Here is a 26,673-nt window from a genome sequence, read left to right as displayed (position 1 = left end):
AGTTAAGAAAATTAAGAACTGCTAGTAAAGCGCTTAATCCCGCTTTTAAGGCTGTAGATTTTAAAACTTAATTCCCTTAGTTTCTTAATGTTTAAAATTTCTTTACTTTTCACTTATATCTTAATCCTTCGAGGTTTTTAAATAAACCTCAAAAGTTAAAATTCTAATGGATTTGCCTCCGCTCAGTTTAACCCGATTGTCAGGCTGAGCGGAGTCGAAGCCCAATAAAATTACCTTTCAAATTTCCAAACTCAAGTTGGTCAAGTGTCCAGTATAAAACTGTTATGCTGTTTTTACAACTTACAACTCACTTCTTACCAGGCTCTTCCCCCATTTCCCCGATCACCCAACTCAATTCCCTGGCTATAGATTCTCCCAGACTCAGGCGGGTATCTTCGGGCAAAACTTCCCAGGTATACGTCTCAACTTCCAAGTGTTGAGTGATTTCTGGATTGAATAAAATTTCTTTGAGTACAATTGAAATGGTTTCCTGCGTGGAGGAAAAAGAGCCGTAATTCTCCAAGAAAACAGGCACATGGAAATGAATACGCCATTCTTTCTCTTTTGTATCAGCCAAAGTGGCCAATGCTTGAGGAAGATCCGAATACGATTTCAGCGTTCCATCTTCCTGTTTAGCTACGACTTGATGCAAGTAAGTAGATTCTACAAATGACTGCAATTTCTTGCCCAAGCTAAATTTCACATTAGGAGTGGCAGGAATCAACACTTTCAATGCAGCAGAAATCTGGATTTTTCCGATTTGGATTCCTGCAGCCTCAAATTTGGCAAAGGTGTCAGCAGGCTCTTCATAGACGATGGCAAAATGACACACGTCATAGCAGACTTGGATATGGGTTTTAATCAGTTTTTCAGCCTCTTCTTCAGCTATCCCAAACTTTTCGGCCAGCCAAGGTTTTCCTTTGGGGAGCAACCAATCTGCGAATAAGCAGACTATTTCATCCGAATTCTCCAAAACCCCATCCGGTTCGGGTTCAATATCCAAATGCATCAGCTTCCCGGCAATCCGGTGAATCAACACCAACTGCTCCACTACCTCCAGCAGATGCTGTGTGGCGGTTTCCATTCCAGTATTCAGCGCATCAGCTGATTTAAACCAATGCCGATAGGAAATCGGGGAAGTGGAAATCCCACCTGCTATTCCCTCAGGTAAAAGTTGGGATAAAATCCTGAAGGATCGGATGGTATAATCCCTGCGATCAGCAGTAGTCCAGTCTGGAAAATGGACTTTTTCTTTGACGATTTGCCGATGAAAGTCACCATAAGGAAAGCCATTCATGGTAAAGACATAGGCATTGAATTTTCGCAACCAAGTCTGAAATTCTGCAAGTTTTTCGGGCTTCTCCAGCTCAATGGAGGCTTCATTGGATATTCGAAGCCCGATGCCAAAGGGGCCTTCGGCCTTTAATCGCTGCCGGACCTCGGGAATGTAGATTTTGAGATTTTGAAAAGTGGCTTCCCAGCTTTCACCGGGGTGGATATTGCTGCAATAGCTCAGATGAAAACCTTTGACGTTCATAGTTGTAATTAAAAAATCAGGAAGTAATCAGGTTCGATTTCTCCTGAAATGATTGGAGTAAAGCTACGGATTGATGAATCAAATTCTCATCCATCTGATGAACTTCGACTCCTTTTCCCAATTTTTCCAGCAGCATAATCGTCAATTGACCGCCCAAATGCTCCTGAAATTCTTTGAGTCCTTTGATCAGCTGTTCGCCTTGCAATTCGGGAGCGAAAAGCTCAAAACCCAAGGTTTTTATCAATTTGATGATCCGGTTCAGATCCTCTTGAGTAATTCTGCCTTGCAAAAAAGAGTACGTGGAATCCAAGGCAATCCCAATTGCCACCGCTTCTCCATGACGGATCCGGAAATCGCTCAATTTTTCCAATTTATGCGCTGCCCAATGCCCAAAGTCCAAAGGTCGGGACGAGCCAAACTCAAAGGGATCTTTGCCCGAAATATGATCCATGTGCATTTTGGCACTGCGGATGATGTGTTCTTTCATGGGAGCCATTTCCCGATTAGCCAAGGCTTTTCCATTGGCTTCCAACCACTCAAAAAAGCTCAAATCCTTGATCAGGGCCACTTTTATCGCTTCGGAAATTCCTGCTCTCCAATCCCTGTCGTCCAGGGTTTTGAGGAAATTGAAATCATTCAATACGGCATTTGGAGGAGTGAATGTACCGAGGTAGTTCTTCTTACCGAAGGCATTGATGCTGTTTTTGACACCAACACCTGAGTCATTTTGAGAAAGAACAGTAGTAGGTATCCGGATCAGACGAATTCCCCGATGGGAAATCGCCGCCGCAAAACCCACCATGTCCAAAACCGCACCTCCACCAATCACCGCCAGGTAGGAGTGGCGATCAATCCCATACAAATGGGTGGCTTCGACGATCTTTTGATACAAGGTGTCATCGTTTTTGCATGCTTCCCCGCCGATCACCACGATGGGTTCAGCAGCTAAAGCAAATACGGCTTTGAAAGTTTCGGCATAGGTTTTTATCTGCTGAATTAGCTGTGTGTGGGTATCTGCCACTCCACTGTCAATGACAAAAAGTACTTTTGGCACACGTTCTCCCCGAAGCACATCAGCCAAAATGGTGTTTTGGGGATCAAAAAGATCCTCAGTGAAACACACCGGATATCGGAAAGGAACTGAAAAGGTCTGTTGGAGAATCGTATTCATCGGAATCAGCAATAGGTTATTGGGCAATTATCGCCTTCAATACAATTTTAACGGCGATTAAGTTTAATTTTTGCTCAGGTTACGGCAAATTTTTTCGCTAACCAAAGGGAAAGCGGAAGAAGGAGCAAAACGATGATTCCAATGGGCCATCCGGAGAATGCTGTCGCAATCGAAGCATTGACAATGATCAACGCAATAACTGCTGCTTTGACCGATTTTCCAATGAATTTGGGTTCCTGAGTTCGGATTGCTTTCATCAGAGGTGGAAAAAGCATATAGCCCAGTAAAGCTAAGAAAGGTAGAACTTGTAAGTATCCCGGACTCTCCAGATAGGCCAAACCAAAAATCACCACGAAAATAGATGCATACATTAAGCCTCCTGCAAATAGGATTTTTCGGTTTTTCCCATGCACTTCTCCACGGCTGATCATGGTAATAGCCGCCACATAGACCAAAGGAATCAGCGCAATCGGCCAGATTTTTTCCACCACTTCCGGTGCCACACTGATGCCCAAAAGTAAGTTACCGGATCGGCAAAGTCCCATATTGATCGGGCCAAGGATGCGCTGATGCTTTCCCCAATAGTCATAGGCTACGGCCAAAACTGCGACCGAAGCTGCAATAATAGCCGCCGTGAAATTGACTTGAGCCGCTGCGAGCACTCCGAAAATGAGCAAGCCCAAAGACATGACTGTCGCCTTGGACTTCGAGGCTCGACCACTTGGAATCGGCCGCTCCGGCCGCTCAATGGCATCCAACTCCGCGTCTGCGATGTCATTAAACGCCACTCCTCCAGCATACAATCCAATTGTGCTCAATGAAAGCCAAAGCAGGTTTTGCCAAAACTGTTGATCGCCATAAATCCAGTTGGTGGCCATATAGTCCCAAGCCCCGGCAATGGCAAAACCCGCCCAGATATCTGCAATCGCAGTGATTACATTTGCAGGGCGCGTGAGTTGGAGGTAAGGGAAAATTCCGTTTTTTGCCATGGATTAATTTTCAACGCGATCGGCAGGACCCTCGACCCTCGGAACTTGACCTCCACGAAGGACAGAGTTTCCGCCCAATTTCTTGGTTTGGTCGATAGCAGGTGCTTTTAGCCAATCGTTCTCGTCCATTTGACCGCTGAGCCCAAAAACAGTCAGGGCATTTTGATACGTAGTCAAGCGAACATGCTCTTCAGGGATTCCCATTTTTCGCATCAGGTTGGCTGTCTTTGGCACAGCCAAAGGATCAGAAATCCCCCAATCTGCTGCAGAATTGACGATAATGCGCTCAGGCCCGTATTGCTTGACGATCTCCACCATTCGCTCCGAACCCATTTTGGTATGTGGATAAATAGTAAATGCGGCCCAAAAGCCCCGATCCAAGACTTCTTTTACCGTCTCTTCATTGTTGTGATCGACGACCACCCATCCCGGATCCATCTGATGCTCTTCGGCTACGTCCATGGATCTAGTGGTTCCTTTTTTCTTGTCGCGGTGTGGAGTATGGATAAGTACCGGCAAGTTGACGTCTTTTGCGAGTTCGAGCTGGAGGCGATAAAAGTGATCTTCCGCCTCAGTCTGATCGTCATAGCCAATTTCGCCGATGGCGACCACGCCTTCTTTCCCGGCATACAGTGGCAACAGCTCCATCACCTGTTCGGCTAAAGTCACATTGTTTGCTTCCTTGGAATTCAAGCCCATCGTGCAATAGTGCACAATCCCAAATTGGCTGGCGCGAAATCTTTCCCAGCCCACCAAGGTGCTGAAGTAATCCTTGAATGAACCCACTTCGGTTCGGGGCTGGCCTAGCCAAAAGGCCGGCTCGATGGTGGCCACAATGCCGGCTTTTCGCATCGCTTCGTAATCGTCAGTTGTTCGGGAAACCAGGTGAATATGCGGATCTATGTACATTTCCATGATTCAATAGTTAAGAGTGAAGAATTTAAAATTAAGAATTGGAAAGGGAATCACCCCTTTTTATCCTGAAAGTCCCTACCAATCTTCTCCCAGGTGATTTCCCCGTATTCAATAGCCATTACTTCTTCATTGTGCCCTTGAAGAAGTTGTTTTGCTTCTTCAGAATCACAACCAAACAAGGCCAACAGACCTGCTTCGACTTCCAGTTGGTCGGAGGATTCCAGGACTTTTTTCAAATCAGCCATAATTGTTTCATTGATAAAAGGCGCAACCAATCTCCACAACTCTGGCATCACCTCGCGGCCTGCAGCCCACCGTTCATGTGCAAAATCCGAGGCAATCGATGCCAAAGCGGGATTTCTCCGCTCGTCCAATTTCTGGATTCGGTAAAGCGGCCGCTGCATAAAGATCGACTTCAACACCAACTGATTCCAATTGGCCTCAGGAAAATAGTTGGCGGGAAAAGGATTATTGAGCGCAATGGCATCAAAGATCAGTGTCATATTCGTCCGGCATCCGTCAATCGCCCGGGGAAGCAAATCCTCGGGAAAAGGCATCAACGGCAAAGCAGCATAGAGCGCCTGCTGCTCATACATATCCCCGGTTTCAAAAAGCTGATTGATAGCCGCAAACCAACGTTCTTTTTCCTGAGGAAAATGAAGCAAAAGGTAGGTTCTAGCGGTCTGAAGCAAATTCCAATGATCCGGATCAAAACCTGGCACTAGCTGGTCTGCTTGTTCTTTTTCCTGTTTACTGAGTCCAAGCTTTTCTTTATTGAAAAAGCGGGAGGCTTGCGAGAAAGCGAGGAAGAAAGTTGAATTGGAGCTGGTGTTTTCTGTTTGATTTACTTTTTGATCGAGCCAAGACCTTGACTTTTCTTCAACACGGTTCTCAAGAATTTTTCGAAGAAAACACTTCATTTCTATTTGGGGCGTCATTGGTCAATTTTTAGGTCTACTTCAGATGTAAATAAACTTTATCCCCAATAAAAAACCATCCCGTTTTTTAAGAATGGAAGCAGAAATTCTCCAATCCTGATGAAAATCATAATTTTTATGAAGCCTAAGGAAGAGTTTTTTTAGAATCGCTTAGTTTACTTAAGTAAAAGGAGCAAACATAAACTCATGCGAATAACAATTGAAATCCCGAAAAATTGCTCGGAGAGGTAATGAAGCTTACTGGAGCAACAACTAAAAGTCAATCAAGTTAGTCCATGAGAAAAAAATCGCTCAAATCAAGCGAAAAAGAATTTTCAATAGGAAGGGTTCCATTGATTTGGATCTAGACTTAGATATGCTTCGAGGTGGAAAATGATTGATAAACTATTGGCTCAATGCTCGTTAAAATTTAATTTGAATGCATAGCAGACCAGTATAACTGGGCCTTGAAATCGACTAAACCACATCTTTCCCCTTACTAAGATGCGACCGAATCGCTTCCGAAACCAAGTTGTTAAGGGAAGTTTTATCCTCCATGGCTTTTAAAGCAGCTTTTTAATGCAAATCTGCTGGAATTCTAACATTAAAACTTCCCTTAAAGGATTTTTCGGGGGTTTTTCCCTCCACTTTACAAATGGTCAAATATTCATCTACTGAACTTTTGAAATCCTCTTCTAAATGCTTTCCGGTCACTCCTTCATAAGAGATTAATCCTTGTATTCCCAAGACTTTACCGAAAAGCAAATCATCTTCCGGGCTATATTCAATACTTCCCGTAAACCCTTTGTATTCTAGATATTTCAAGTGTTTATAATTTTTTTCAACGGCCATATAGCCTACCTGTCTGCATCAGACACAGGCTTGATTTCATAATTTCAATAGTTCTTTAATTTGCTTCATTTGCTACTTTTTTAGGATTCCACTAGGGTGTGACTTGTGAAGCATAATTGGAATACCATCAATATTTTCAAATCGTACGCTTGATCCGGAGGTTTTACCTTTCTTGATCTCAAAAAAGCCAAACTGTGATAATAGCTTTACCATCTCATCATAATGGAAATCGGAAGGGAGTTCCAAAAATCTTTATAACAGTTTTTCCATTTTGGACACAACTTATAGTAACTGAATATAGTTGCAAGTTCAAATACTATTCAAAAAATTCTAACTGATTTAACCAAAATCCATCAACGGTTCCTTTTTATTTTTTTCAAAACCTATTTTTAAATCCTAAACTAAAATCCCATGAACAAAATCTACCGCTATGGCCTCGGTCTTTTGCTTTTGGTGTCTGTTAAAGTACAGGCTCAAAACCAAGTCATCGATGCGATCATCAAAGAAGCCAATGAAAACTCCCAGCTAGAAGTACTGGCTCACGAGCTTTTGGAGGGGGTCGGACCAAGACTCGTCGGTTCCCCTCAAATGCAACAAGCCCACGACTGGGCAGTAAGTCAATACAAATCCTGGGGAATCTCAGCCCGCAATGAACAATGGGGCGAGTGGAGAGGCTGGGAGCGTGGAATTACCCACATCGACATGGTATCACCTTGGACCAGATCCCTTTCAGGAATGCAACTCGCCTGGAGTCCAGCCTCACCGCAGGGTGGAGCACAGGGCGAAGTGGTGGTTTTGCCTGATTTCGCGGATTCTGTAGCTTTCCAAAAATGGCTTCCCACTGTAAAAGGAAAATACGTCATGATTTCTGCTCCTCAGATTACCGGTCGCCCGGATTATAACTGGGAAAAATGGGCAACTGAGAAATCTTTTGAAAAGATGAAAGAGGCCCGATCTGCCGCTGATATCGCATGGCAGGAGCGTCTGAGAAAAACCGGTAAAAATCGCCAAGCTTTACCGCTAGCTTTAGAAGAAGCAGGAGCTTTGGGAATTATCACATCCTATTGGTCCAGAGCTTTTGGGGCAAACAAGATTTTCTCAGCATCGACTAAAAAAGTCCCAACGGTTGATCTTTCCCTTGAGGACTACGGCCTACTTTTCAGGCTGGCAGAAAGCGGCAAAAAGCCACAAATCAACCTCAATGCGCAATCCAGAGAAACCGGAGTACAGCCAACTTTCAATACCATCGCTGAAATCAAAGGAACCGAAAAGCCGGACGAATATGTAATGCTCTCTGCTCACTTTGACTCATGGGATGGAGGAACCGGCGCAACCGACAACGGAACGGGAACCATCCTGATGATGGAAGTAATGCGAATTTTGAAGGAAGTTTACCCCAATCCGAAGCGTACCATTTTGGTGGGACATTGGGGTTCGGAAGAACAAGGCTTAAACGGTTCTCGGGGATTTGTCGAAGATCATCCGGAGCTGATAGACAAAATTCAGGTACTTTTCAATCAGGACAACGGAACAGGAAGAGTGGCTAATCTATCCGGTCAGGGCTTTGTGGACAGCTACGAGTACCTGGGTCGCTGGATGAATAAGGTGCCAAGAGAAATTACAGCCGACATCGAAACCAGCTTCCCGGGCAATCCCGGAGGCGGAGGTTCAGATTACGCTTCTTTTGTTGCCGCGGGTGTTCCTGCTTTCAGCTTGAGTTCTTTAAGCTGGGACTACGGTACGCAGACCTGGCACACGAATGTGGACACGTATGACAAAATCGTGTTTGACGACGTACGAAGCAATGCGATTTTGGCAGCAATTCTGGTTTACATGGCTTCCGAAGAGCCTGTGCAAGTTTCCCGAGAGAAGCGGATTCCATTGAACATGAGAACCGGCGAACCTACCGAATGGCCAACGCCTAGGTCTCCAAATAGAAGAGGAGGACTGGATTAATTCCATTTGAAAAACAAATTAAGAGGCTGGTCCAATCGTTGTATTTGAGCTAGCCTCTTTTTTATTTTTTGAATGATTTCCAAATATTGACCGCATTCCTTTCCACTCCGATTTTAGCAATTTGATCCAGATTGGGTGTTTCCAACTGCTCCAGTTCCGAGGCCGGAATTGCATCCAAAAGGACAAAAACCACTTTTTTTTCCCGCGAAAAGCCGATAATTGGAAACAGTAGAATTACCAAAAAACAGCGCATTCTGTTAAGTACAATTTTCAACACGTCGCGCAAATTTTTGATACTTGAAACCCGATCCTCATGACTAATACTTGACCTCTAATTTTCTAAATTCTTCAACGCCCATTCCATAAAATAAGGCCAGTTTGACCCAATGGTGTGTCCTCCCTCATGCTGTAGAAAAGCCAAATCGCCCGAATCCAAAAAGGTCTGAATCGGAGGAAATTCAGAAGTAGACAAGGGCGTTTTTCCAAGTAATTCATACGTGTCAACTTAGGAATGAATAGGGTTAAGCTAAATCATTTTGATGGCTTTTCTGGAAAAATTATCCCAGCTGATTTGGAAACCTTCCAAGAGGTTTTGAAACCCTTGGCCGGTTATGTAACTTGATCCCAAACACCATCCTCATGAGAAAAATCCTTTTGACCGCTTACTTCCTAGGGGTTACATTTTTCGCCTACACACAAGGAATTGCCGAATATCTTTCAGCACCATTTCCTACCTACATGACAGCTGCCCCCGATGGAAAAGCAGTGGCCTGGGTCTTCAATGACCAAGGGGAACGGAATGTTTTTTACGCCAAAGCTCCGGACTACCAAGCCAAAAAACTGACGGATTACAAAGGAGATCAAGGAATAGATCTTGGTCCTTTGGTTTTTTCGACCGATGGGAAAACGCTGCTTTTTGTGCGGGGAAATGGTCGAAACCCAAATGGCGAGCCTGCAAACCCAGCGCAACTGCAGGAAAATACAGATAAGAAAATCTTCAAGATCGATTTGGAAACCGGAAAATCCAGCTGGTTTGCTCCCGGAGCTTCACCGATTTTCAGTCCGGATGGAAAGGACATCGCCTACTTGCTGGGAGGTGCGGTGTATTTGAAAGCAGCCTCGGACACCACAGAATCCGTCGCGCAACTGTTCAAAGCCCGAGGAAGTGCTTCGATGCTTTCCTTTTCTCCTGATGGAAAATACCTGGCTTTTATGTCAGGCCGCTCGGATCATTCTTTCGTCGGATTGTGGGATTTGGAGAAAAAAGAATTGACCTATCCCGAAGCCAGTCTCGACTTCGATGCTTATCCGGCTTGGAGTCCAGACGGGAAAAAATTGGCTTATCTAAGAATTCCGAATATTCTGAATCTCCTTCCATTCACTTCCATCACGGAAGCAAATCCCTGGAGTATTCGCATTTTGGATATTGCCACAATGAAAGCGGAGGAAGTGTGGAAAGCAGACCCGGGTCGGGGTTCGGTGATGGTAGATGACCTGCCAGCGATCAGCGAACGGCTTTGGTGGACGCCCTCAGGTTCCCTGATATTTCCTTGGGAAAAAAACAATTGGATGCAATTATATAGCATCAACCCAAAAACAAAGGAAGTCAAACACCTGACACCGGGCGAAGGACAAGTGGAATGGGTTCAAACTTCATTCACTAAGAATGAGCTGCTTATCACGCATAATATCGGAAATATCGACCGCAGACAAGTCTCAAGATTGGACTTATCCACATTTGAATTGGAGCTGCTTTCCGATCCGCAGACCATCAATTGGTCACCTTTCCGGATAGAAAATGGTTTGGCTTGGTTTCAGTCCAACTGGAATCGTCCGGGATGGCCGATGGTTCAAACCTACGGACAGACTAAAGCACTCGCAGCTGAACTTTTCCCAACTAATTTTCCCAAAAATCTTTCAAAGCCAGAACCGATTACCTTGAAAGCCAGAGACGGTTTTGAGAGCTATGGACAGCTATTTCTTCCTTCGGATTATGATCCGAATAAGAAATATCCTGCAGTCATTTTCCTTCATGGTGGTAGTCGACGGCAGATGCTGTTGGGCTTCAATTATGGCATGTATTACAGTCATACCTATGCTGCACAGCAGTATTTCACTTCTCAGGGATACATCGCTTTTATCCTGAATTACCGAAGTGGGATTGGATATGGAATGGACTTCCGGGAGGAAGAAAATTATGGAGCCGGAGGAGCGAGTGAAGTGCAGGATGTGATGGCGGCGGCGGATTATTTGGCTGCCAGATCTGATGTGGATAAGTCAAAAATTTCTCCTTGGGGAGGAAGTTACGGAGGATTTCTGACCGCGCATGTGCTATCGCAAGCTCCGGAGAAATTCAATGTCGGCGTAGACATTCATGGCGTGCACAACTGGAACAATGACATTCCTGTCTTTGCTCCTTGGTATAAACCTGAGAAATTCCCGGAAATGGCAGCGCTGGCTTTCCAGTCTTCGCCCATGAATTTTGTAAAAAACTGGAAAGATCCTGTCCTACTGATTCATGGAGATGACGATCGAAATGTGCTTTTCTCCGAAAGTGTAGAATTGGCAGAAGTATTGAGAAAGCAGGGCGTTCATGTTGAGCAGTTGATCTTTCCCGATGAGATTCATTCCTTTCTTTTGCACCGCCATTGGGTGAAGGCTTTAGAAGCAACGTTTAATTTTATTGACAACTATTCTTCGGAAAAATGAGAAAGTTATCCACAAGGATCAGACTGTGGATCATTCAACTATTTTGAAAGAAATGAGAAAGGATTTGTTAAAAAAATTGCTTCCTAATAGGTAATTTTCACAGACTGAAAATGCCCTGAGGAATGGCTAGGCCCTTTTGCTACTAAACCCAACCGAAATCCCATTCCCCAAGGTACCAGATGCTTGACATTTTGTTCGGCGCCAATAGTTCTCAGTTTCCCGTTTAGCTCTGCTTTCGCCTGTAAGCGATAGCCATCCTCGATTTGAAGAATTAGCTTAATGCCACCTTTTGGAATTTCAACAGAAGCCAGTTCTTTCCTTTCCCGATTGATACTTTCCCAGAGGGTAAGTATATTCCCTTTGACCGAGATTCCCATCCCAGCCGGAGGAGCTCCAAACCCATTATTTGCTCCCCCTATCAAAGCCAGTCCAGCTTCCGCATTCGGGTCAGGTGTAATTGTTGCTTCATAGCTATAATCCAGCGATTTGGTTTCCTGTACAAGCAAGGTTCCCAAAGACTCGTTCTCGTCAGAAGCTTGAAGATGCAAACCCGCTTCATCAGTTGTGTACTGAATCTTTTGAGTGACACGCCATTGCCAGATCGGATCAAGTCCTTCGGTAAAATCATCGATGAAATCCAGTGTGCCCATTTCTTTTTCATAACTGGCCTCTTCGGGCAATATCGGCCAATTGTCATCGGTCCAGTAGATTTTCTCCAACACTCCTTGTCTTCCTACATACACACTCCCTTCTGTATTGTAGGCATGGTAAAGCATGTAAAACTCCCCATCATTTTCAACCACTGTCCCATGACCCGGACATTTCCAGTTGTCATTATCGATTTGGATTGGGTTGGCGTCGTACTTTTCCCAAGGGCCTAACAACGACTTACTTCGGGCCACCCCAGTCACATAATCACAGTCGATCTCGCAGCAGCCTCTGGCCGAATAGGTGGCGTAGAAAAACCCGTTTTTCCGGAAAATGGCGACCCCCTCTACGAGATTGCCTTCCCATTCCTGATCATTCTCAAAAAGTGCGGTTTTCTCTCCAAGGAGTTTGGTACGTTCTTCATTGATTTGCTGTGCCCAGATAGGAGTCTTTTGTCCTCGGCTGTTTCCATCTTCTTTCCATAGAAGAAAAAGTCGGCCTTTTTCGTCCCGCGTTTCAAACGCATCTATTGATCCCAACTCCTGGGCAACCAATGGACCTTGGTCTTTAAATTTTCCTTCGGGAGAATCTGCACTGGCTACAGCGACACTGAGTCGGTTGCTGGTTTTATCACGAGCTGTGTAATAGGCGTAAATTTTCCCCTGCTTTTCATCATAGGAAAGTTCGGGTGCCCAGAAGTTGTTTTTAGCCCAGTCAGGAGCCCCTTCAGGAAAGACATAATTCACCACTTCCCAATGGATCATGTCTTTTGATTTGAAAATCGGAAACAGGGGAGCCCATTCATTGGAAGTAGCTGAAGCATAGTAAAACTCGCCAACTTTGATCAAAGTCGGATCAGGTCGATCTCCTGGTAGGACTGGATTTTGAATAACGATTTGTTGTGAAAATGCCTGGGAAAAAGCAAGAAACAGCATGAATATGCCGAAGAGAGGACGAATTATTTTTAAAGCCATATTCAATAATCCTGAATTTTACAGGGTATTCCAAATTCACAAATACTTCAAGATTGTGTAACTTTTGAATTCAAAATCAGACTTACACCCATGAAACCTTTCTCCTTTTTCCTGCTTTTCCTTACGGGTCTGATTTGGACCAACCCAACTTTTGCGCAGCAAAAGATTCTGGAATCTGCTCTAATTCAGGCAGAAAGCAATGGTTTTTCTGGAGTAGTTCTGGTTGCCCAAGACGGGAAAATCTTACTAGAAAAGGCAATTGGATTTCGAACATTTGAAAACCAAACGCCCTTACAAACGACTGATATTTTTGAGATGGCGTCTATTTCCAAGCAATTTACGGCTATGATCCTGATGATGTGTAAGGAAAAAAAGATGCTTTCCTTCGAAGATCCGGTAGAAAAATACCTGGACATCCCTTACAAAGGAATCACCATCCGCCATTTGCTGACTCATACCAGCGGCTTACCTGACTATCAAGCCATCATGGATGCCCATTGGGACAAAAGTAAGGTTGCGGGCAATTCGGACATCCTGCAATATCTCAATCGCTATGCGCCACCGATGAATTTCAATCCCGGAGAAAAATACGAATACAGCAATACCGGGTATGTATTATTGGCAAGCATCGCCGAGAAAGTCAGCGGCAGGGACTTTGTGGAACTGGCTGAGGAATGGATTTTCAACCCACTTGGTATGAAAGATACGGGAATTCGGACTTTGGAAGAAAAGGCGGCCGTCCCAAACTTTGCCGCAGGCCATCTCAAAGACAGTCTGGGAAACTACGTGAATGCGAACAAATTCCACTCTTCTGACTATACTGTTTGGTTGGGCAATCGCAAAGGTCCGGGGCGTGTCAGCAGCACTGCGCAGGATTTGTTGAAATGGGATCAGGCGCTTTATTCCCAAAAACTGGTCAAGAACGAAATGCTGGCAGAGGCTTATTTACCTGCTAAGCTGAATGACGGAACCCGAAGCTATTACGGTTTTGGTTGGGATGTAGAGCCTAAAAGTCCCTTTGGGAAGATGGTCATGCACACCGGAGACAATCCGGGCTATCAGACGATTATTGTTCGATTTATTGAAGAAAACAAAACGATCATTGTCCTAAATAACAACTACCACCCTAATCAGGTGAAGATCGTGGAAGCGGCGACACTTTCGCTGAGGAAATGGTGAGAAGGTTAGGAAGTTTGGAGGATTGGAGATAGGAAGTTGGAAGTGGAGAAAATTTAGGACAGCTTTTGGATAGCCTTGATCGCAGTTTTAAGTCGGGTTTCTCGATTTCCTGAGACAACTAAAAAAGAAAAACCGCTTTCTTTTGCCAATTGAAGGTACTTTTGGAAAAAATACTGCCGCATTTCCAGTTCGGGATATTCGCGAAGTGGGTCCGGAGTCCAGGGTAAATCTGTGTCTGTAAGTAATATCAGGTCATATTGTCTCCGGGATATTTCCTCCAACACCCAAGCAGCTGTTTTCCCAAACCGGTGTTCAGACCAAATGTGGATAACCCGCAGATCTGTATCGCAGAAGAGGAAATTTTGGGCTTTTTCTGCCAATTTATCTTCTAAAGCAACCTGTCCCTTTCCAATTTCCGCAAGGTCTTTAAACTGATAGGGTCGATTGATCTGTTCCAGATATTCCCGAGCATACTCTGGTACCCAAGGTTCGCCAAAATGGTTGGCTAAGTCCTCCGCCAAGGTGCTTTTCCCTGTGGATTCAGGTCCAAGGATTAGGATTCGCTTAGGCTTTTTCATGCATTTTGGCAGATTTGATCCAGGCAAAAAGCCCAAAAGTGGCTAGTATCGTGAAAAACAAAAACTGGAAAGATGTCAACACTAAGCCCTTGTAGAAATACAAGGGCACTGAAACCAAATCGGTGATGATCCAGAAAATCCAGTTTTCAACCTTCTTTTTGGCCATCAGCCACATCCCAACAAACGCCGATGCTGTGGTAAATGAATCCCAAAAAGGGACATCGCTGTCGGTAAAGTTATTCAGTACAAAAACCAATAAGGGATAGGAAACCGCAAAAAGACCAATCGAAATCAACCAACCACTACCGTCCAACCACGTCACGGGTAAAACTTCTTGGTTTTCCTTCGGATGAGTCCACACATACCAGCCATAAATCGACATCGCAAAATAGTAGGCATTGATGCCCATATCGGCGTAAAGCTTATATTCAAAGCAAATCGAAACATAAATGAGCGTGGAAACAATGCCTGTAGGATACACCCAAATATGCTCTCGCATGGAATAAAAGACCGATGCTACACCAAAAAATACCGCCACTGCTTCCAGCCAAGTCATGTTTTTTAGGCCTTCGGCAAATCCATCGAGGAGAAAAGTTAGATCCATGTTCGAAATAAGGCAATTTTAGGAAATAAATGAGTTTGTAAATTGTAAACAGTAAGAAGTGAAGTGTACCACTTACCATCCACTGTTTACAAAAAACTCAACCATTTAGTCATTTCCTTTGTTGAGTGATTAACTTTGCCCGCTATGACTTTAAGCACTTTACCCGCTAAAATCGACATCGATTCTCTAGATCCCAAGGAATTCATTATCATCAAAAACGCCCGGGTCAACAACCTCAAAAGCCTGAGTGTAGCTTTACCAAGAAATAAGTTCATCGTCATCACCGGTCTTTCAGGTTCGGGCAAATCCTCTTTGGCCTTTGACACACTTTTTGCCGAAGGCCAGCGGATGTATGTAGAAAGCCTGAGTTCCTATGCCCGTCAATTCTTGGGCAGAATGGAGAAACCTGACGTGGAGTACATCAAAGGTGTCGCCCCGGCCATTGCAATCCAGCAAAAAGTCAGCACCAAAAACCCTCGATCTACTGTCGGTACGACGACCGAGATATACGATTACCTCAAATTGCTTTACTCCAGGGTCGGAAAAACCTACTCCCCGATCTCCGGAAAAGAAGTCAAACACCACACCGTCACTGACATCGTCGATTATATTCTTTCTTTTGAAGAAGAGGCAAAAGTGATGATTTCGTGTCCATTGCAAGTGGCACGTGGCAGAAAAATCGAGCAAGAATTGGAGCTATTGCTTCAAAAAGGCTATACAAGAATTCTGATCAACGGAGAAGTATTTTTCGTAGAGGATCTTCTTCAGGAAAAGAAAGTAAAGAAAGGCAACTACGAAATCCTGATCGACCGTGCCACGGTACAAAAGGATGACGAAGACAATCAGTTCCGAATCGCCGATTCGGTACAAACTGCACTTTTTGAAGGCCATGGAGACTGTAAAATTACCGTCCCCGGGGTCGAGACCAAATCATTCTCTGACCGCTTTGAATTGGACGGAATGAGCTTCGAGCTACCATCGGTCAACTTTTTCTCCTTCAATAATCCATATGGTGCTTGCAAACGCTGTGAAGGTTTTGGAAATGTGCTTGGAATTGACCGAGACCTAGTCATTCCGGATAAAGAACTTTCTGTCTTTGAAGGTGCCATTGCGCCTTGGCGGGGGGAATCCAGCAAACAATGGCTGGAGCCGCTACTGAAAAAAGGAATCGAGTTTGACTTCCCGATTCACCGATCCTACAACGAACTGACCGAGAACGAACAGGAATTACTCTGGACCGGAAACAAGTACTTCCAGGGGCTGAATGCTTTTTTCGAAGATTTGGAAACTAAAACCTACAAAATCCAGTATCGGGTTATGCTTTCCCGATTCCGCGGAAGGACGACTTGTCCGGATTGTCGGGGAACCAAGCTTCGCAAAGATGCTTCCTACGTGAAATTGGAAGGAAAATCTATCACTGATATCGTCCTGATGCCGATTGAAGACGCCTTGAGCTTTTTCCAAAAAATCGAACTTCCTCCACACGAAGCAAAAATTGCCAACCGCCTTCTCAAAGAAATTGTGAGTCGATTGGAATTCATGGATCAGGTGGGTTTGGGTTATCTGACACTAAATCGACTGACTTCCTCGCTTTCAGGTGGTGAATTTCAGCGAATCAAACTGGCTACTTCCTTGGGTTCTGCGCTTGTCGGCTCTATGTATATTTTAGACGAACCCAGCATCGGATTACACCCTCGAGATACGGATCGACTGATCGGAGTACTTAAGGAACTTAGGGATCTGGGAAATACTGTAATTGTGGTCGAACATGAAGAAAAAGTAATGAAGGCTGCTGACCAGATTATAGATATCGGTCCGGATGCCGGTGTGAAAGGCGGAGAATTGCTTTTCCAGGGGAAAATCGAGGATTTGATCACCTCAGGAACGACCTATACTGCAAAATACCTTCGCGGTGAGGAGAAGATTTTCATCAAAACCGGAAACCGAAAATGGAAAGACTCCATCACGGTAAAAGGTGCCCGGGAAAACAACCTGAAAAACCTAACCGTTCAGTTTCCGCTTAATACCCTCACTTGTGTGACGGGAGTTTCAGGTTCGGGAAAGTCCACCTTGATCAAAAAGGTGCTTTATCCTGCTTTGGGAAAAATGCTCGGAACCGTGATCGACGAAAGCGGGAAATACGATAAAATCGAAGGTGACTTCAAGCAAATTACACAAGTGGAATTTGTGGATCAGGACCCGATCGGCAAGTCTTCACGATCCAACCCGGTGACCTACGTCAAAGCTTATGATGCGATCCGGAATCTGTTTTCGGAGCAGCCACTCTCCAAACAGCGAGGCTACAAACCGGCATTTTTCTCCTTCAATGTGGATGGAGGACGCTGCGAAGCTTGCTCGGGTGAGGGTACAATTACGGTGGAAATGCAATTCATGGCAGACATCCACCTGACCTGCGAATCCTGCAAAGGCAAACGATTCAAAAATGAAATTCTCGAGGTCAAATACAAGGACAAAGACATCTCCGAAGTCCTTGGAATGACCATCGATGAGGCTTTGGAGTTTTTCAAAGGCAAATCCCAGATCATCAATAAACTTCAACCGCTTCAAGAAGTGGGTTTGGGCTATATCGGGATGGGGCAAAGCTCAAATACGCTATCAGGAGGTGAGGCTCAGCGGGTGAAACTGGCCTCATTTCTTGGAAAAGGCGGCACAAAAACCGGCGATCATATCTTGTTCATCTTTGACGAACCTACCACCGGACTTCACTTCCACGACATCAGCAAATTACTTCATTCGATTAATGCATTGATTGATCAAGGTCATTCCGTAATCATCATCGAGCACAATACCGAGGTGATCAAATCCGCCGATTGGGTGATTGACCTAGGTCCTGAAGGAGGAAACAAAGGTGGGCATCTGACATTTGCCGGAACGCCTGAGGACTTAGCGAAGGAAGAGGAGAACTTTACTGGGAAGTATTTGAGAGAGAGTATCAAGTTTTTATAAACTCATTATCAACCATTTACATAATTATTTTTTCAAAATGATTTGACAACTTGGTTTTTTTTTAAACTTTAATAAGAAAACTATGAACAAGTTTTTGCTTTCTTTCCTAATAACATTAAGCCATACTTTCGGGCTAGTCAATCCAACTTCCTCTTCAGCAGGAGATTTTATCTGGGGGTATCAATTAGTGTTTCAGCCTTGTTCATCTAGGTTAGCAATATATCAAACGATTTGCCAGCCATCTTCCGGTGGATATTGCCAAGCTTCAGCTCAGAACCCTTGTCCCGGTCCTCCTTATCTTGCAGGACCATAAAAAAATGGCAAACAAAGAGACTTTCACAAAATGGAGTGATTATTTAGTAATTATAAGCTTAATTTTATTAGGCTCTTGTTCTAATTCAAAAAACATCTCCTCTGAAAATGAAGTATTTGAGAAATCCCTTTCTCAAACTATGGACTTAAATAATATCAAAAACGGCTATTTTTCTGACTTATTTGACAGCGTCAGATATGTGCTTTTGGAAGAAGACAACGAAATTCCTTTAGTTCATCATTTCAAAACTGTAGTTCAAGAAGAATTCGTTTATGTGAGTGATATTCATTTAAATAATCTAAGCAAATATGATCTAAATGGAAATCTAATTACCATTTTGAAATCAAAAGGTCAAGGTCCAAAGGAATTTAGTCAAATTGAAGATTTTCAAATTGTGGGAGACACAATTATTATTTATGATGGACATTTAGGAAAACTAATCTATTTTAATCAAAAATTAGAATTTATAAAAGAGATTAAACATAATTTCAGTTCAACAAACTTCTACAGAGGAAAGAATTTTAACTTGTTCTCATTAAACAATTTTACAAATAGTCAAGAATTCAAATTTGTAAAAATTAATGATAATAATAATCCTTCACAATATTTTACCGTAACCAATCAAAATGCCTTGGGTAAGGTAAGATTACTACATGGGTTTGTAAAGAGCTCAAACTCTACCGAAATTTCAATAACCTTACCTTTTTCCCACAATATTGCATTGTTTAAAGAAGATGGAAACTTAAAAGCCATTAAAGAATTTGAATTCAATATTGATGAAGTAGAAGAAATTCGCGGGCAAATCAAGATTATAAACGCTTTCATTCCCTTTGACGAATTCTATTTTTTGACGGTTTTTTTTGGAAAAAATGGATTCCAAATTCTTTTGGATCAGAACTCTGAAACAAAATACATAGGAAAAAATCTCATTAATGATTTAGATGGTTTGAATTATTATTTCTTGCCAATTTCTTTTTACAAAGACTTCCTAATTCTTTACTTTCCTTCAATAGACATCTATAAGTTATATAAGAGTTCCGAAGAAAAAATTCAAGAAAACCATCCGTACAGTGATTTGCATAAATTCGTTAATGAAAATGAAAAAGAATTGATTGGAGATCGCCATGTTCTGGTGTTTCTTAAATTAAAAGACCAATTACCAAATTAATCCTGAAAGAGCTTCATGACAGTTTCAAGCAAAAAATAAATGAAGAATAAATTTGGCCTTTTGGAATCAGACTTAACTTGGATTGTTGAGGTGATCAGCAGCCACCGGCAGGTTGAGCAAGCTTTTATTTTTGGAAGCCGGGCGAAAGGAAATTTTAGACCGGGAAGCGATGTGGATTTGGCTTTGAAGGGCAAAAACCTGGATTTTGAAACGGTAAGTAAAATCAGCTATATCCTAAACGAGGAGACCCTTATGCCCTACAAGTTTGATGTGATAAATTATCACCGCATTCAAGAACCTGAATTGGTTCTCTATATTGACCGGATTGGTATCGAGGTTTTCAATCGGAAGAAAGAGTCTCAATTGGTTGAAGACACCAAAGGTTCTTTACATGTGAAAGGTTTGTTTGATTTTCAAACCTGTCAGGTTTCGGAAACCTGACAGGTTTTCCTATCTTCGCAAGCACAAATCGGGATCTTAGCTCAGTTGGTTTAGAGCGCTGCTTTGACAGAGCAGAGGTCATGGGTTCGAATCCCTTAGGTCCCACTTATTTAGGCCACGAAGGCACTAAGACTTTGTGCCGTTTTGGCAAATGCATAACTTTGATTTGATAAGCGGGTGTAGCTCAGTTGGTAGAGCGTCAGCTTCCCAAGCTGAAGGTCGTGAGTTCGAGACTCATTACCCGCTCCAAAGTAGACCGAGGAATAATCCTTGGCCTTTACATTTTAAATTCATTGAAAAACCTCAAAACGATTTGATTTTCAGCATATTAACGACATTTTTTGAAAATTTTTACCATGAAAATCGAAAGTTTAAGTTTCGATTTTCCTGGTAAATCTCCAAAAAAAAGGTCCAAGTCTCCTGACTTGAACCAAGAAAGTCAATACATCGGTCATCTGACAATTATATCACCACCACTCCTTTTCCCAACATCTTCCGATCTAATATTGCTCGTAATGCCTCCGGTGCTTCTTCCAGACTGTAAGTTCTTCCAATATGTTGTTTGATTTTTCCCTCCTGAATCCAAGCCATCAGTTCGCGGATATTCTGGAAACTGGTCTTGGCCTCCACTTTGGAAAACTGCCCCCAAAATACACCCACAATCGAGCAGCCTTTGAGCAAAGGTAAGTTCATCGGGATTTGAGGGATTTCTCCATTGGCAAAGCCAACGATCAGGTAACGCCCTTTCCAAGCCATTCCTCTGAGTGCAGGTTCAGTGAACTTTCCCCCAACGGGATCATAGACCACATCGACACCTTTGCCATCGGTGAGTTCTTTGATGCGGATTTTGAGATCTTCGGTTTCATAGTTGACGGTAAGATCAGCGCCTTTTTCCCTGCAAAGCGCAAGCTTTTCCTCAGATGAAGCCGCTGCAATGACTTTCGCTCCCATCAATTTTCCTAGTTCTACCGCGGCTAAACCTACTCCGCCTGCCGCACCCAGCACGAGCAAAGTTTCTCCGGGCTGAAGATTAGCACGATCTTTTAGCGCATGGTAAGAAGTGCCATACGTGTAAAGCGTCGTGGCAGCCACTTGCGCGGAAAGACCAGGGGGTAAGGGAAAAACCCGATCGGCGTCCACAGCGACCTTTTCTGCAAATCCTCCCCATCCACACAGTGCTAGAACAGGCTGTCCAAGCTGAAATCCCCGAACCTGATCGCCAAGCCCGATAATTTTGCCCGCCACTTCTCCACCCGGTGCAAAAGGCAATTCCGGCTTAAACTGATACTTATTTTGAATGATGAGCACATCGGGAAAATTGACCCCGCAGGCCTCAACGGCGATCAGAACTTGATTTGGGGCGGGTATGGGATCGGGAATTTCCTGAACCGTTAATGTTTCAGGAAGGCCAAATTGGGTACAGAGTAGTGCTTTCATAGTTTTAGGATTGCCACAAAGGCACAAAGGCCCTAAGAAAATTAAGTATTTACAAAGCGCCGAATACCTTTTTTAATTAGAGGAACATTGAAATTGATCAGGTATCCTAGATTTAATTTCGAAAGTTTAAGGTGACTAATAATTTGTGCTTCCCAAACTGGATTTACCACATCTACAGCTTTGAGTTCCACAATTACGCAATCATTGATCAATAAATCCAGCCTAAGACCTTCATCAAACCAGATCCCATCATAGCAAATTGGAATATTGACTTGTCTTTCAACTTCAAATCCTGCCTTTTTTGAGTTCGTGCGCCATGCATACTTCCTAAATCCTTTCTAAAAGTCCCGGCCCAAGTTCTTTATGGATGGTAAAAGCAGCAGGCACTACCGCGGTCTCAATTTACTCTTCAAAATTTGTAGGTTTCTGGTGATTCATTGAAATCCAAAACATTTGATCTTTAATTTAATAAATAATTAGCTTCTTCGTGCCTTCGCGGCAAAACACTATAATGGCTAAAATCAAAAATTCCTAGGCAAATCCTCCCGAAAGGAATAATTTTGAGGCTTTTAGAAACTAAACTTACCCAATATGTCCGTAGCTGCTTTTATAGAAAAAAATAAAGACCGATTCCTTAACGAACTTCTGGATCTCCTCCGGATTCCCTCCGTCAGTGCCGATCCTAAATTCAAAAACGATGTCTTTGCGGCTGCCCGGTTTGTCAAAGAATCACTGGAAAAAGCAGGAGCCGATGTTGCTGAAATCTGCGAAACGGCAGGCTATCCGATTGTTTATGGGGAAAAAATTATCGATCCGGCCTTGCCTACAGTTTTGGTTTATGGGCACTATGATGTACAGCCTGCAGACCCATACGAACTTTGGGATTCGCCTCCTTTCGAACCTGTGATCAGAAACACGGCGATTCACCCCGAAGGAGCCATTTTTGCCCGCGGATCTGCAGATGACAAAGGCCAATTCTACATGCACATCAAAGCTTTCGAAGCCATGATGGCTTCAGGTGATCTGCCCTGCAATGTCAAATTCATGATCGAAGGCGAAGAAGAAGTCGGTTCAGACAACTTGGACAAATTCGTTTTGGCCAATAAAGAAAGACTGAAAGCCGATGTCATCCTGATTTCCGATACCCACATGATCAGCATGCAGGATCCATCTATCACGGTAGGACTTCGTGGAATGGCCTATTTGGAGGTGGAAGTGACCGGCTCCAATCGTGACCTTCACTCCGGAACTTACGGCGGTGCTGTCGCGAACCCAATCAATGTGCTATGCAAAATGATCGCATCCATGAAAGATGAAAACGAGCACATCACCATTCCGGAATTTTATGAAAAAGTACAGGAACTGAGCGCCCAACAGCGTCAGCGACTGAATGAGGCGCCATTTGACCTCGATGAATACAAAGACAAACTCGATATCGAGGATGTTCAAGGGGAGAAAGGCTACACTACCATTGAGCGCGTAGGCATTCGTCCAACCTTGGATGTCAACGGAATTTGGGGTGGCTATACCGGAGAAGGAGCCAAAACAGTATTGCCTTCCAAGGCTTTTGCAAAAATTTCCATGCGCCTGGTTCCGGATCAAGATTGGCATGAAATCGCCACACTTTTTGAGAATCACTTCAAATTCATCGCTCCGAAATCCGTCAAAGTGAAAGTGAAAACCCATCATGGCGGAGCTCCCGCAGTAGTTTCTGATTCCTCAGTTGGCTATCAGGCGGCAGAGGCAGCAATGGAAGAGACTTTTGGAAAAAGACCAATTCCAACCCGGGAAGGAGGTTCGATTCCGATTGTGGCTTTGTTCCAAAAAGAACTGGGTTCCGACCCGATCTTGTTTGGTTTTGGCTTGGATACGGATGCACTTCATTCACCCAATGAGCATTATGGTGTGAAAAACTACTTTATCGGAATTGAGACGATTGCCGCTTTCTTCAGACACTTCAGAAAGCTGAGTGAAAAGTGATCAAAGTCCCCAAAAGCCCTTTCCAAAAGGCTTAATTTCGAACCACAAGATCTAAATCCCTGTTTGCCAGAGTAAATCAAATCCATAGATGACTTTCAGCTCCAAAAAAATCGGTAAGCTTCTGCTCCCGGTTTTTCTTTTGATCTCCTTTTTTGCCCAGGCTCAATTGGTGAAGCCGCCGAAGTGGACTTTTACCCTTGAGCCCGCAACACTACAGGTGGGCGAAAAGGCGACTTTGGTCATGGAGGCGGAGATTCCCATGGGTTGGTATGTGTATTCCAATGATTTTGACAAGGATTTGGGGCCACTTTTGACGGAATTCGTTCCGGCTGAGTCTGGGGATTTTAGCATTTCATCCAAACTGAAAGCCATCAATCCGAAGAAAAAATATGATGAGGTTTGGGAAGGGGATGTAACCTATTTTATTGGAAAAGGGCGCTTTGAGCAGCCCATCACAATCAATGCCACATCCGGAACCGTAAAAGGCTCACTGGAATACCAAATGTGCTCTGACTTGACTGGGCAGTGCATCAATTACGAGCAGGATATTGAGATTGAGTTTACGGCAAAAGAAGCCAATCGCTCTGCTGCTTCTGAAGAAGCAGCGGTGGAATCAGATCTAGCCCAAGAGGCTGAAAAACCAATTACTGATAGTTCTGATACAGAAAAAGTACAGGAAGAATCTCCATTTTCAATTATTCCAAGTCCTGCTTTTGGAGAAGCAGGACAGCAGGGGGGAGAAGCAGGACAACTTTCAACCCAAACCCAAGACTTCACTGCTGAAGGGGAAACGGAATCGCTTTGGGGATTTATGGTTTTGGCGTTTTTGGCGGGATTGGCGGCTTTGATTACACCTTGCGTGTTTCCGATGATTCCGATGACGGTGAGTTTTTTCACAGGAAGATCAAAATCCCGAGCACAAGGGATCCGTCAAGCATTTATTTATGGGATTTCAATCATTGGAATCTATACCATCGCAGGGACAGCCGTTGCGGCAATTCAAGGACCTGAGTTTGCCAATTGGCTAGCGACACATTGGATTCCCAATGTGTTTTTCTTTGGAATCTTTATTGTGTTTGCTTTAGCCTTTTTGGGAATGTTCGAGCTGACTTTGCCTTCCAGCTTTGTGAATAAAATTGACACCAAAGCTGAAAAAGGAGGCCTTGGAGGCGTGTTTTTTATGGCATTTACACTGGTTTTGGTATCATTTTCCTGCACAGGACCGATCGTAGGTTCTATCCTAATTTCATCGGCTGGAGGGGAATTAATCAAACCCGTATTAGGCATGTTTGCCTTCGGGTTGGCTTTTGCGATACCCTTTACTTTGTTTGCGATTTTCCCGGAATGGATGCAGCGTTTGCCGAAATCCGGCGGTTGGCTGAATACCGTGAAAGTCGTGTTGGGCTTTTTGGAATTGGCTTTGGCATTCAAATTCCTTTCCATCGCTGACTTGGTGTACCATTGGGGCATATTGGATCGGGATATCTTTTTGGCAATCTGGATTGTGATTTTCTCGGCTTTGGGTTTCTATTTGTTGGGAAAAATCAGATTGCCGCATGATTCCAAACTGGAGTATATCAGTGTCCCGAGATTGCTTTTGGCCTTGCTAACCTTTGTTTTTGTGGTTCACATGGTTCCCGGACTATGGGGCGCTCCCTTAAAAATCCTTAGTGGCTATTTACCTCCGATTACTACCCAGCAGTTTAAATTGACAGGTGGAAGTTCTGCTCCCGAATCCAGCAACAAAACTGTGAAATACGGAGACCTGCTGGAAATTCCTTTCGGAATTCCAGGCTACTTTGACTACGAAGAAGCCTTGGCTGCCGCCAAAAAAGAGAGGAAACCGCTATTAATCGACTTCACGGGACACGGCTGTGTCAATTGTCGCAAGATGGAAGAAAATGTCTGGTCTGATCCACAGGTTTTGGCCCGACTAAAAAATGACTTTGTGATGGTTGCACTCTACATCGATGAGCGTCTCGAACTGCCAGAAAGCGAATGGTACACGTCTAGCTTTGATGGCAAGGTGAAGAAAACACTGGGCAAGCAAAACGCCGATTTTCAGATTACCCGATTCGACAACAATGCCCAGCCCTATTATGTAATTTTAGATCATCAGGAGCAGCTTTTGGCTAAACCTAGAGGATACAATACCGATATCGCGGCTTTTGTGGAGTTTTTAGATGGGGCAAAGAGAATTTTCAATGAGCAAACTCAATGATCAATTTTCAATAATTCCTAGAAAATTGACCAATTAAAAATGCTGGGGCCAAAATGAAATTCTTTTTGGTGAAATAAGTAGAACACTTGGAAATGAGTAACATAATATTTTAGAAACTATATCCAACATGTAAGCCCAGGTTAATCAATGATGTTTTTAATACATTATTAAAAGGAAGGTAGCTTGTACCCGGAGTCCCATTACTCATTTCATAATCAAAATTCGCAAGCTCAATACTACTATCTATACCAAATCGAAAGGACCTTTTCTGATAAAAAAAATTAAAAAGTCCTCCATAAACTAAACTTGATAAATTTGGTCTTTCAGCAAATGGTGAATGAGAATATACAAGTTTTGGATCAGTTGTAGTAAATAATAATTCAGCCTGGTAATAGGGATAATTCATTTGACCATAACCAAGAAGTGCCGCCAAACTGACGCTCCAATTTCCAAAAGCCTTCCGATAACCCAATCCAGATAAGGCCGTCCCTAATTGGTAGTTATCATGATGAAAACTAACCGTTCCCATAAATCGATCAGAAAAAAAAGTCTCAAGAACTTCATTAATGACAGGATTGGAAGATCTTCCTAATCTGATAAATGTATGAATTTTTGGACTAAAGAGGTATTCAATTTGAAATCGATAATTAAATCCTGTTTGAGCAAAACCTGCTTTAGATTTATCCAAACCTAAAAATACACGATCATCCTCAGGTAAAAATAGCTGAGCATTTTGAATCGAACTACTTGAATAATTACCTACTGGGATAGCAGAACCAATTGATACAGAAAATGTGACTTTTTCGAAAAGCTTTGATTGTCCAAAAATTGTTCCTGTGAGTACAAAAAAAAGAACCATTGTTAATAATGTTTTTATCATAACCCTGCTTATTTTGAAACAATGAATCGAGCTTGGTGGATAATTTTTCCTTCATATATTATCTGAAGAATATAATCCCCCTTTGGTAATGCAGAGATATCAATTTCCTGACCTCCAGAATATTTGAAAATCTCTGATTTAATTTTACTGTCGTCCGAGAACGCGAGAGTCCAAAATAATTTAATCTTGGAATAGTACCAAAATGAAAGATGGGAAGCTTTTTGGAGCTGTCCCATC

22 protein-coding genes and 2 tRNA genes are annotated in these 26,673 nt (G+C 43.3%); 10 read left to right on the top strand and 14 right to left on the bottom strand.

Features of this window, described 5'->3' with window-relative positions:
- Positions 1 to 307: 307 nt before the first annotated feature.
- From eboE to C4S61_RS14555, 6 genes are all read right to left on the bottom strand, one after another.
- Positions 308 to 1,537 carry a metabolite traffic protein EboE gene (eboE, locus tag C4S61_RS14580; RefSeq protein ID WP_103925546.1) on the bottom strand — a complete coding sequence of 410 codons (1,230 nt, stop codon included), beginning with the start codon at positions 1,535 to 1,537 and terminating at the stop codon, positions 308 to 310.
- Positions 1,538 to 1,553: 16 nt separating this feature from the next.
- A complete protein-coding gene (locus C4S61_RS14575) occupies positions 1,554 to 2,708 on the bottom strand; it encodes a 3-dehydroquinate synthase (RefSeq protein WP_103925601.1) in 1,155 nt (384 codons plus the stop codon).
- A 74-nt stretch (positions 2,709 to 2,782) separates the two neighbouring features.
- Complete coding sequence (gene eboC / locus C4S61_RS14570; protein WP_103925545.1) at positions 2,783 to 3,697, bottom strand: UbiA-like protein EboC; 915 nt, start codon at positions 3,695 to 3,697, stop codon at positions 2,783 to 2,785.
- Between the two features lie 3 nt (positions 3,698 to 3,700).
- On the bottom strand, positions 3,701 to 4,612 hold the full coding sequence (locus C4S61_RS14565) for a TatD family hydrolase (protein ID WP_103925544.1): 912 nt from the start codon (positions 4,610 to 4,612) through the stop codon (positions 3,701 to 3,703).
- A gap of 50 nt (positions 4,613 to 4,662) precedes the next feature.
- Positions 4,663 to 5,550, bottom strand: a complete 888-nt coding sequence (locus C4S61_RS14560; RefSeq protein ID WP_103925543.1) for an EboA domain-containing protein — start codon at positions 5,548 to 5,550, stop codon at positions 4,663 to 4,665.
- A 555-nt stretch (positions 5,551 to 6,105) separates the two neighbouring features.
- Positions 6,106 to 6,381 (bottom strand): type II toxin-antitoxin system HicB family antitoxin, encoded by a 276-nt coding sequence (locus C4S61_RS14555; protein WP_235010006.1) that lies wholly within the window; start codon positions 6,379 to 6,381, stop codon positions 6,106 to 6,108.
- A gap of 411 nt (positions 6,382 to 6,792) precedes the next feature.
- Between C4S61_RS14555 and C4S61_RS14545 the strand changes: the two genes are divergently transcribed.
- A complete protein-coding gene (locus tag C4S61_RS14545; protein ID WP_103925542.1) occupies positions 6,793 to 8,337 on the top strand; it encodes a M20/M25/M40 family metallo-hydrolase in 1,545 nt (514 codons plus the stop codon).
- A gap of 61 nt (positions 8,338 to 8,398) precedes the next feature.
- On the opposite strand, the gene C4S61_RS14540 is transcribed toward C4S61_RS14545, so the two are convergent.
- Positions 8,399 to 8,614 (bottom strand): hypothetical protein, encoded by a 216-nt coding sequence (locus tag C4S61_RS14540; protein ID WP_146064418.1) that lies wholly within the window; start codon positions 8,612 to 8,614, stop codon positions 8,399 to 8,401.
- A 362-nt stretch (positions 8,615 to 8,976) separates the two neighbouring features.
- Here C4S61_RS14540 and C4S61_RS14535 point away from each other — a divergent pair, with 362 nt between their 5' ends.
- Positions 8,977 to 11,046: a S9 family peptidase gene (locus C4S61_RS14535; RefSeq protein WP_103925540.1), complete on the top strand. Its 2,070-nt coding sequence runs from the start codon at positions 8,977 to 8,979 to the stop codon at positions 11,044 to 11,046.
- A gap of 83 nt (positions 11,047 to 11,129) precedes the next feature.
- Here C4S61_RS14535 and C4S61_RS14530 read toward each other — a convergent pair whose 3' ends face one another.
- Positions 11,130 to 12,668, bottom strand: coding sequence for a glycoside hydrolase family 43 protein (locus tag C4S61_RS14530; protein ID WP_103925539.1), 1,539 nt, complete (start codon positions 12,666 to 12,668; stop codon positions 11,130 to 11,132).
- A 90-nt stretch (positions 12,669 to 12,758) separates the two neighbouring features.
- Here C4S61_RS14530 and C4S61_RS14525 point away from each other — a divergent pair, with 90 nt between their 5' ends.
- On the top strand, positions 12,759 to 13,847 hold the full coding sequence (locus C4S61_RS14525) for a serine hydrolase domain-containing protein (RefSeq protein ID WP_103925538.1): 1,089 nt from the start codon (positions 12,759 to 12,761) through the stop codon (positions 13,845 to 13,847).
- 53 nt (positions 13,848 to 13,900) lie between these two features.
- Here C4S61_RS14525 and C4S61_RS14520 read toward each other — a convergent pair whose 3' ends face one another.
- Positions 13,901 to 14,425, bottom strand: coding sequence for an AAA family ATPase (locus C4S61_RS14520; RefSeq protein WP_103925537.1), 525 nt, complete (start codon positions 14,423 to 14,425; stop codon positions 13,901 to 13,903).
- Positions 14,412 to 15,029 carry a nicotinamide riboside transporter PnuC gene (pnuC, locus tag C4S61_RS14515; RefSeq protein ID WP_103925536.1) on the bottom strand — a complete coding sequence of 206 codons (618 nt, stop codon included), beginning with the start codon at positions 15,027 to 15,029 and terminating at the stop codon, positions 14,412 to 14,414. The genes C4S61_RS14520 and pnuC overlap by 14 nt, the downstream gene beginning before the upstream one ends.
- Positions 15,030 to 15,173: 144 nt before the next feature.
- Between pnuC and uvrA the strand changes: the two genes are divergently transcribed.
- The 5 genes from uvrA to C4S61_RS14490 all read left to right on the top strand — a co-directional run bounded on the left by uvrA (position 15,174) and on the right by C4S61_RS14490 (position 20,167).
- Entirely contained in the window at positions 15,174 to 17,996 is a 2,823-nt protein-coding gene (uvrA, locus tag C4S61_RS14510) for an excinuclease ABC subunit UvrA (RefSeq protein ID WP_103925535.1), read from the top strand.
- A gap of 317 nt (positions 17,997 to 18,313) precedes the next feature.
- Positions 18,314 to 19,477: a 6-bladed beta-propeller gene (locus C4S61_RS14505; protein WP_146064417.1), complete on the top strand. Its 1,164-nt coding sequence runs from the start codon at positions 18,314 to 18,316 to the stop codon at positions 19,475 to 19,477.
- A 39-nt stretch (positions 19,478 to 19,516) separates the two neighbouring features.
- Entirely contained in the window at positions 19,517 to 19,918 is a 402-nt protein-coding gene (locus C4S61_RS14500) for a nucleotidyltransferase family protein (protein ID WP_103925533.1), read from the top strand.
- Between the two features lie 30 nt (positions 19,919 to 19,948).
- A tRNA-Val gene (locus C4S61_RS14495) sits at positions 19,949 to 20,023 on the top strand.
- Between the two features lie 68 nt (positions 20,024 to 20,091).
- A tRNA-Gly gene (locus tag C4S61_RS14490) sits at positions 20,092 to 20,167 on the top strand.
- A 213-nt stretch (positions 20,168 to 20,380) separates the two neighbouring features.
- On the opposite strand, the gene C4S61_RS14485 is transcribed toward C4S61_RS14490, so the two are convergent.
- Together C4S61_RS14485 and C4S61_RS14480 are read right to left on the bottom strand one after the other, a co-directional pair.
- Entirely contained in the window at positions 20,381 to 21,355 is a 975-nt protein-coding gene (locus tag C4S61_RS14485) for an NADPH:quinone oxidoreductase family protein (RefSeq protein WP_103925532.1), read from the bottom strand.
- A 41-nt stretch (positions 21,356 to 21,396) separates the two neighbouring features.
- Positions 21,397 to 21,600, bottom strand: a complete 204-nt coding sequence (locus C4S61_RS14480) for a GxxExxY protein (protein ID WP_235010014.1) — start codon at positions 21,598 to 21,600, stop codon at positions 21,397 to 21,399.
- Between the two features lie 346 nt (positions 21,601 to 21,946).
- Between C4S61_RS14480 and C4S61_RS14475 the strand changes: the two genes are divergently transcribed.
- A complete protein-coding gene (locus C4S61_RS14475) occupies positions 21,947 to 23,335 on the top strand; it encodes a dipeptidase (RefSeq protein WP_103925531.1) in 1,389 nt (462 codons plus the stop codon).
- Positions 23,336 to 23,423: 88 nt separating this feature from the next.
- Complete coding sequence (locus C4S61_RS14470) at positions 23,424 to 25,556, top strand: protein-disulfide reductase DsbD family protein (protein WP_103925530.1); 2,133 nt, start codon at positions 23,424 to 23,426, stop codon at positions 25,554 to 25,556.
- A gap of 109 nt (positions 25,557 to 25,665) precedes the next feature.
- Here C4S61_RS14470 and C4S61_RS14465 read toward each other — a convergent pair whose 3' ends face one another.
- Both C4S61_RS14465 and C4S61_RS22340 read right to left on the bottom strand, forming a co-directional pair.
- On the bottom strand, positions 25,666 to 26,436 hold the full coding sequence (locus C4S61_RS14465) for a hypothetical protein (protein WP_146064416.1): 771 nt from the start codon (positions 26,434 to 26,436) through the stop codon (positions 25,666 to 25,668).
- A gap of 8 nt (positions 26,437 to 26,444) precedes the next feature.
- On the bottom strand, positions 26,445 to 26,673 hold a 229-nt coding region (locus C4S61_RS22340), incomplete at its 5' end, for a hypothetical protein (protein ID WP_235010004.1).

Source organism: Algoriphagus boritolerans DSM 17298 = JCM 18970, from assembly GCF_900108085.1.
Lineage (GTDB): Bacteria > Bacteroidota > Bacteroidia > Cytophagales > Cyclobacteriaceae > Algoriphagus > Algoriphagus boritolerans.
This window is presented reverse-complemented; position numbering and strand designations above follow the sequence as displayed.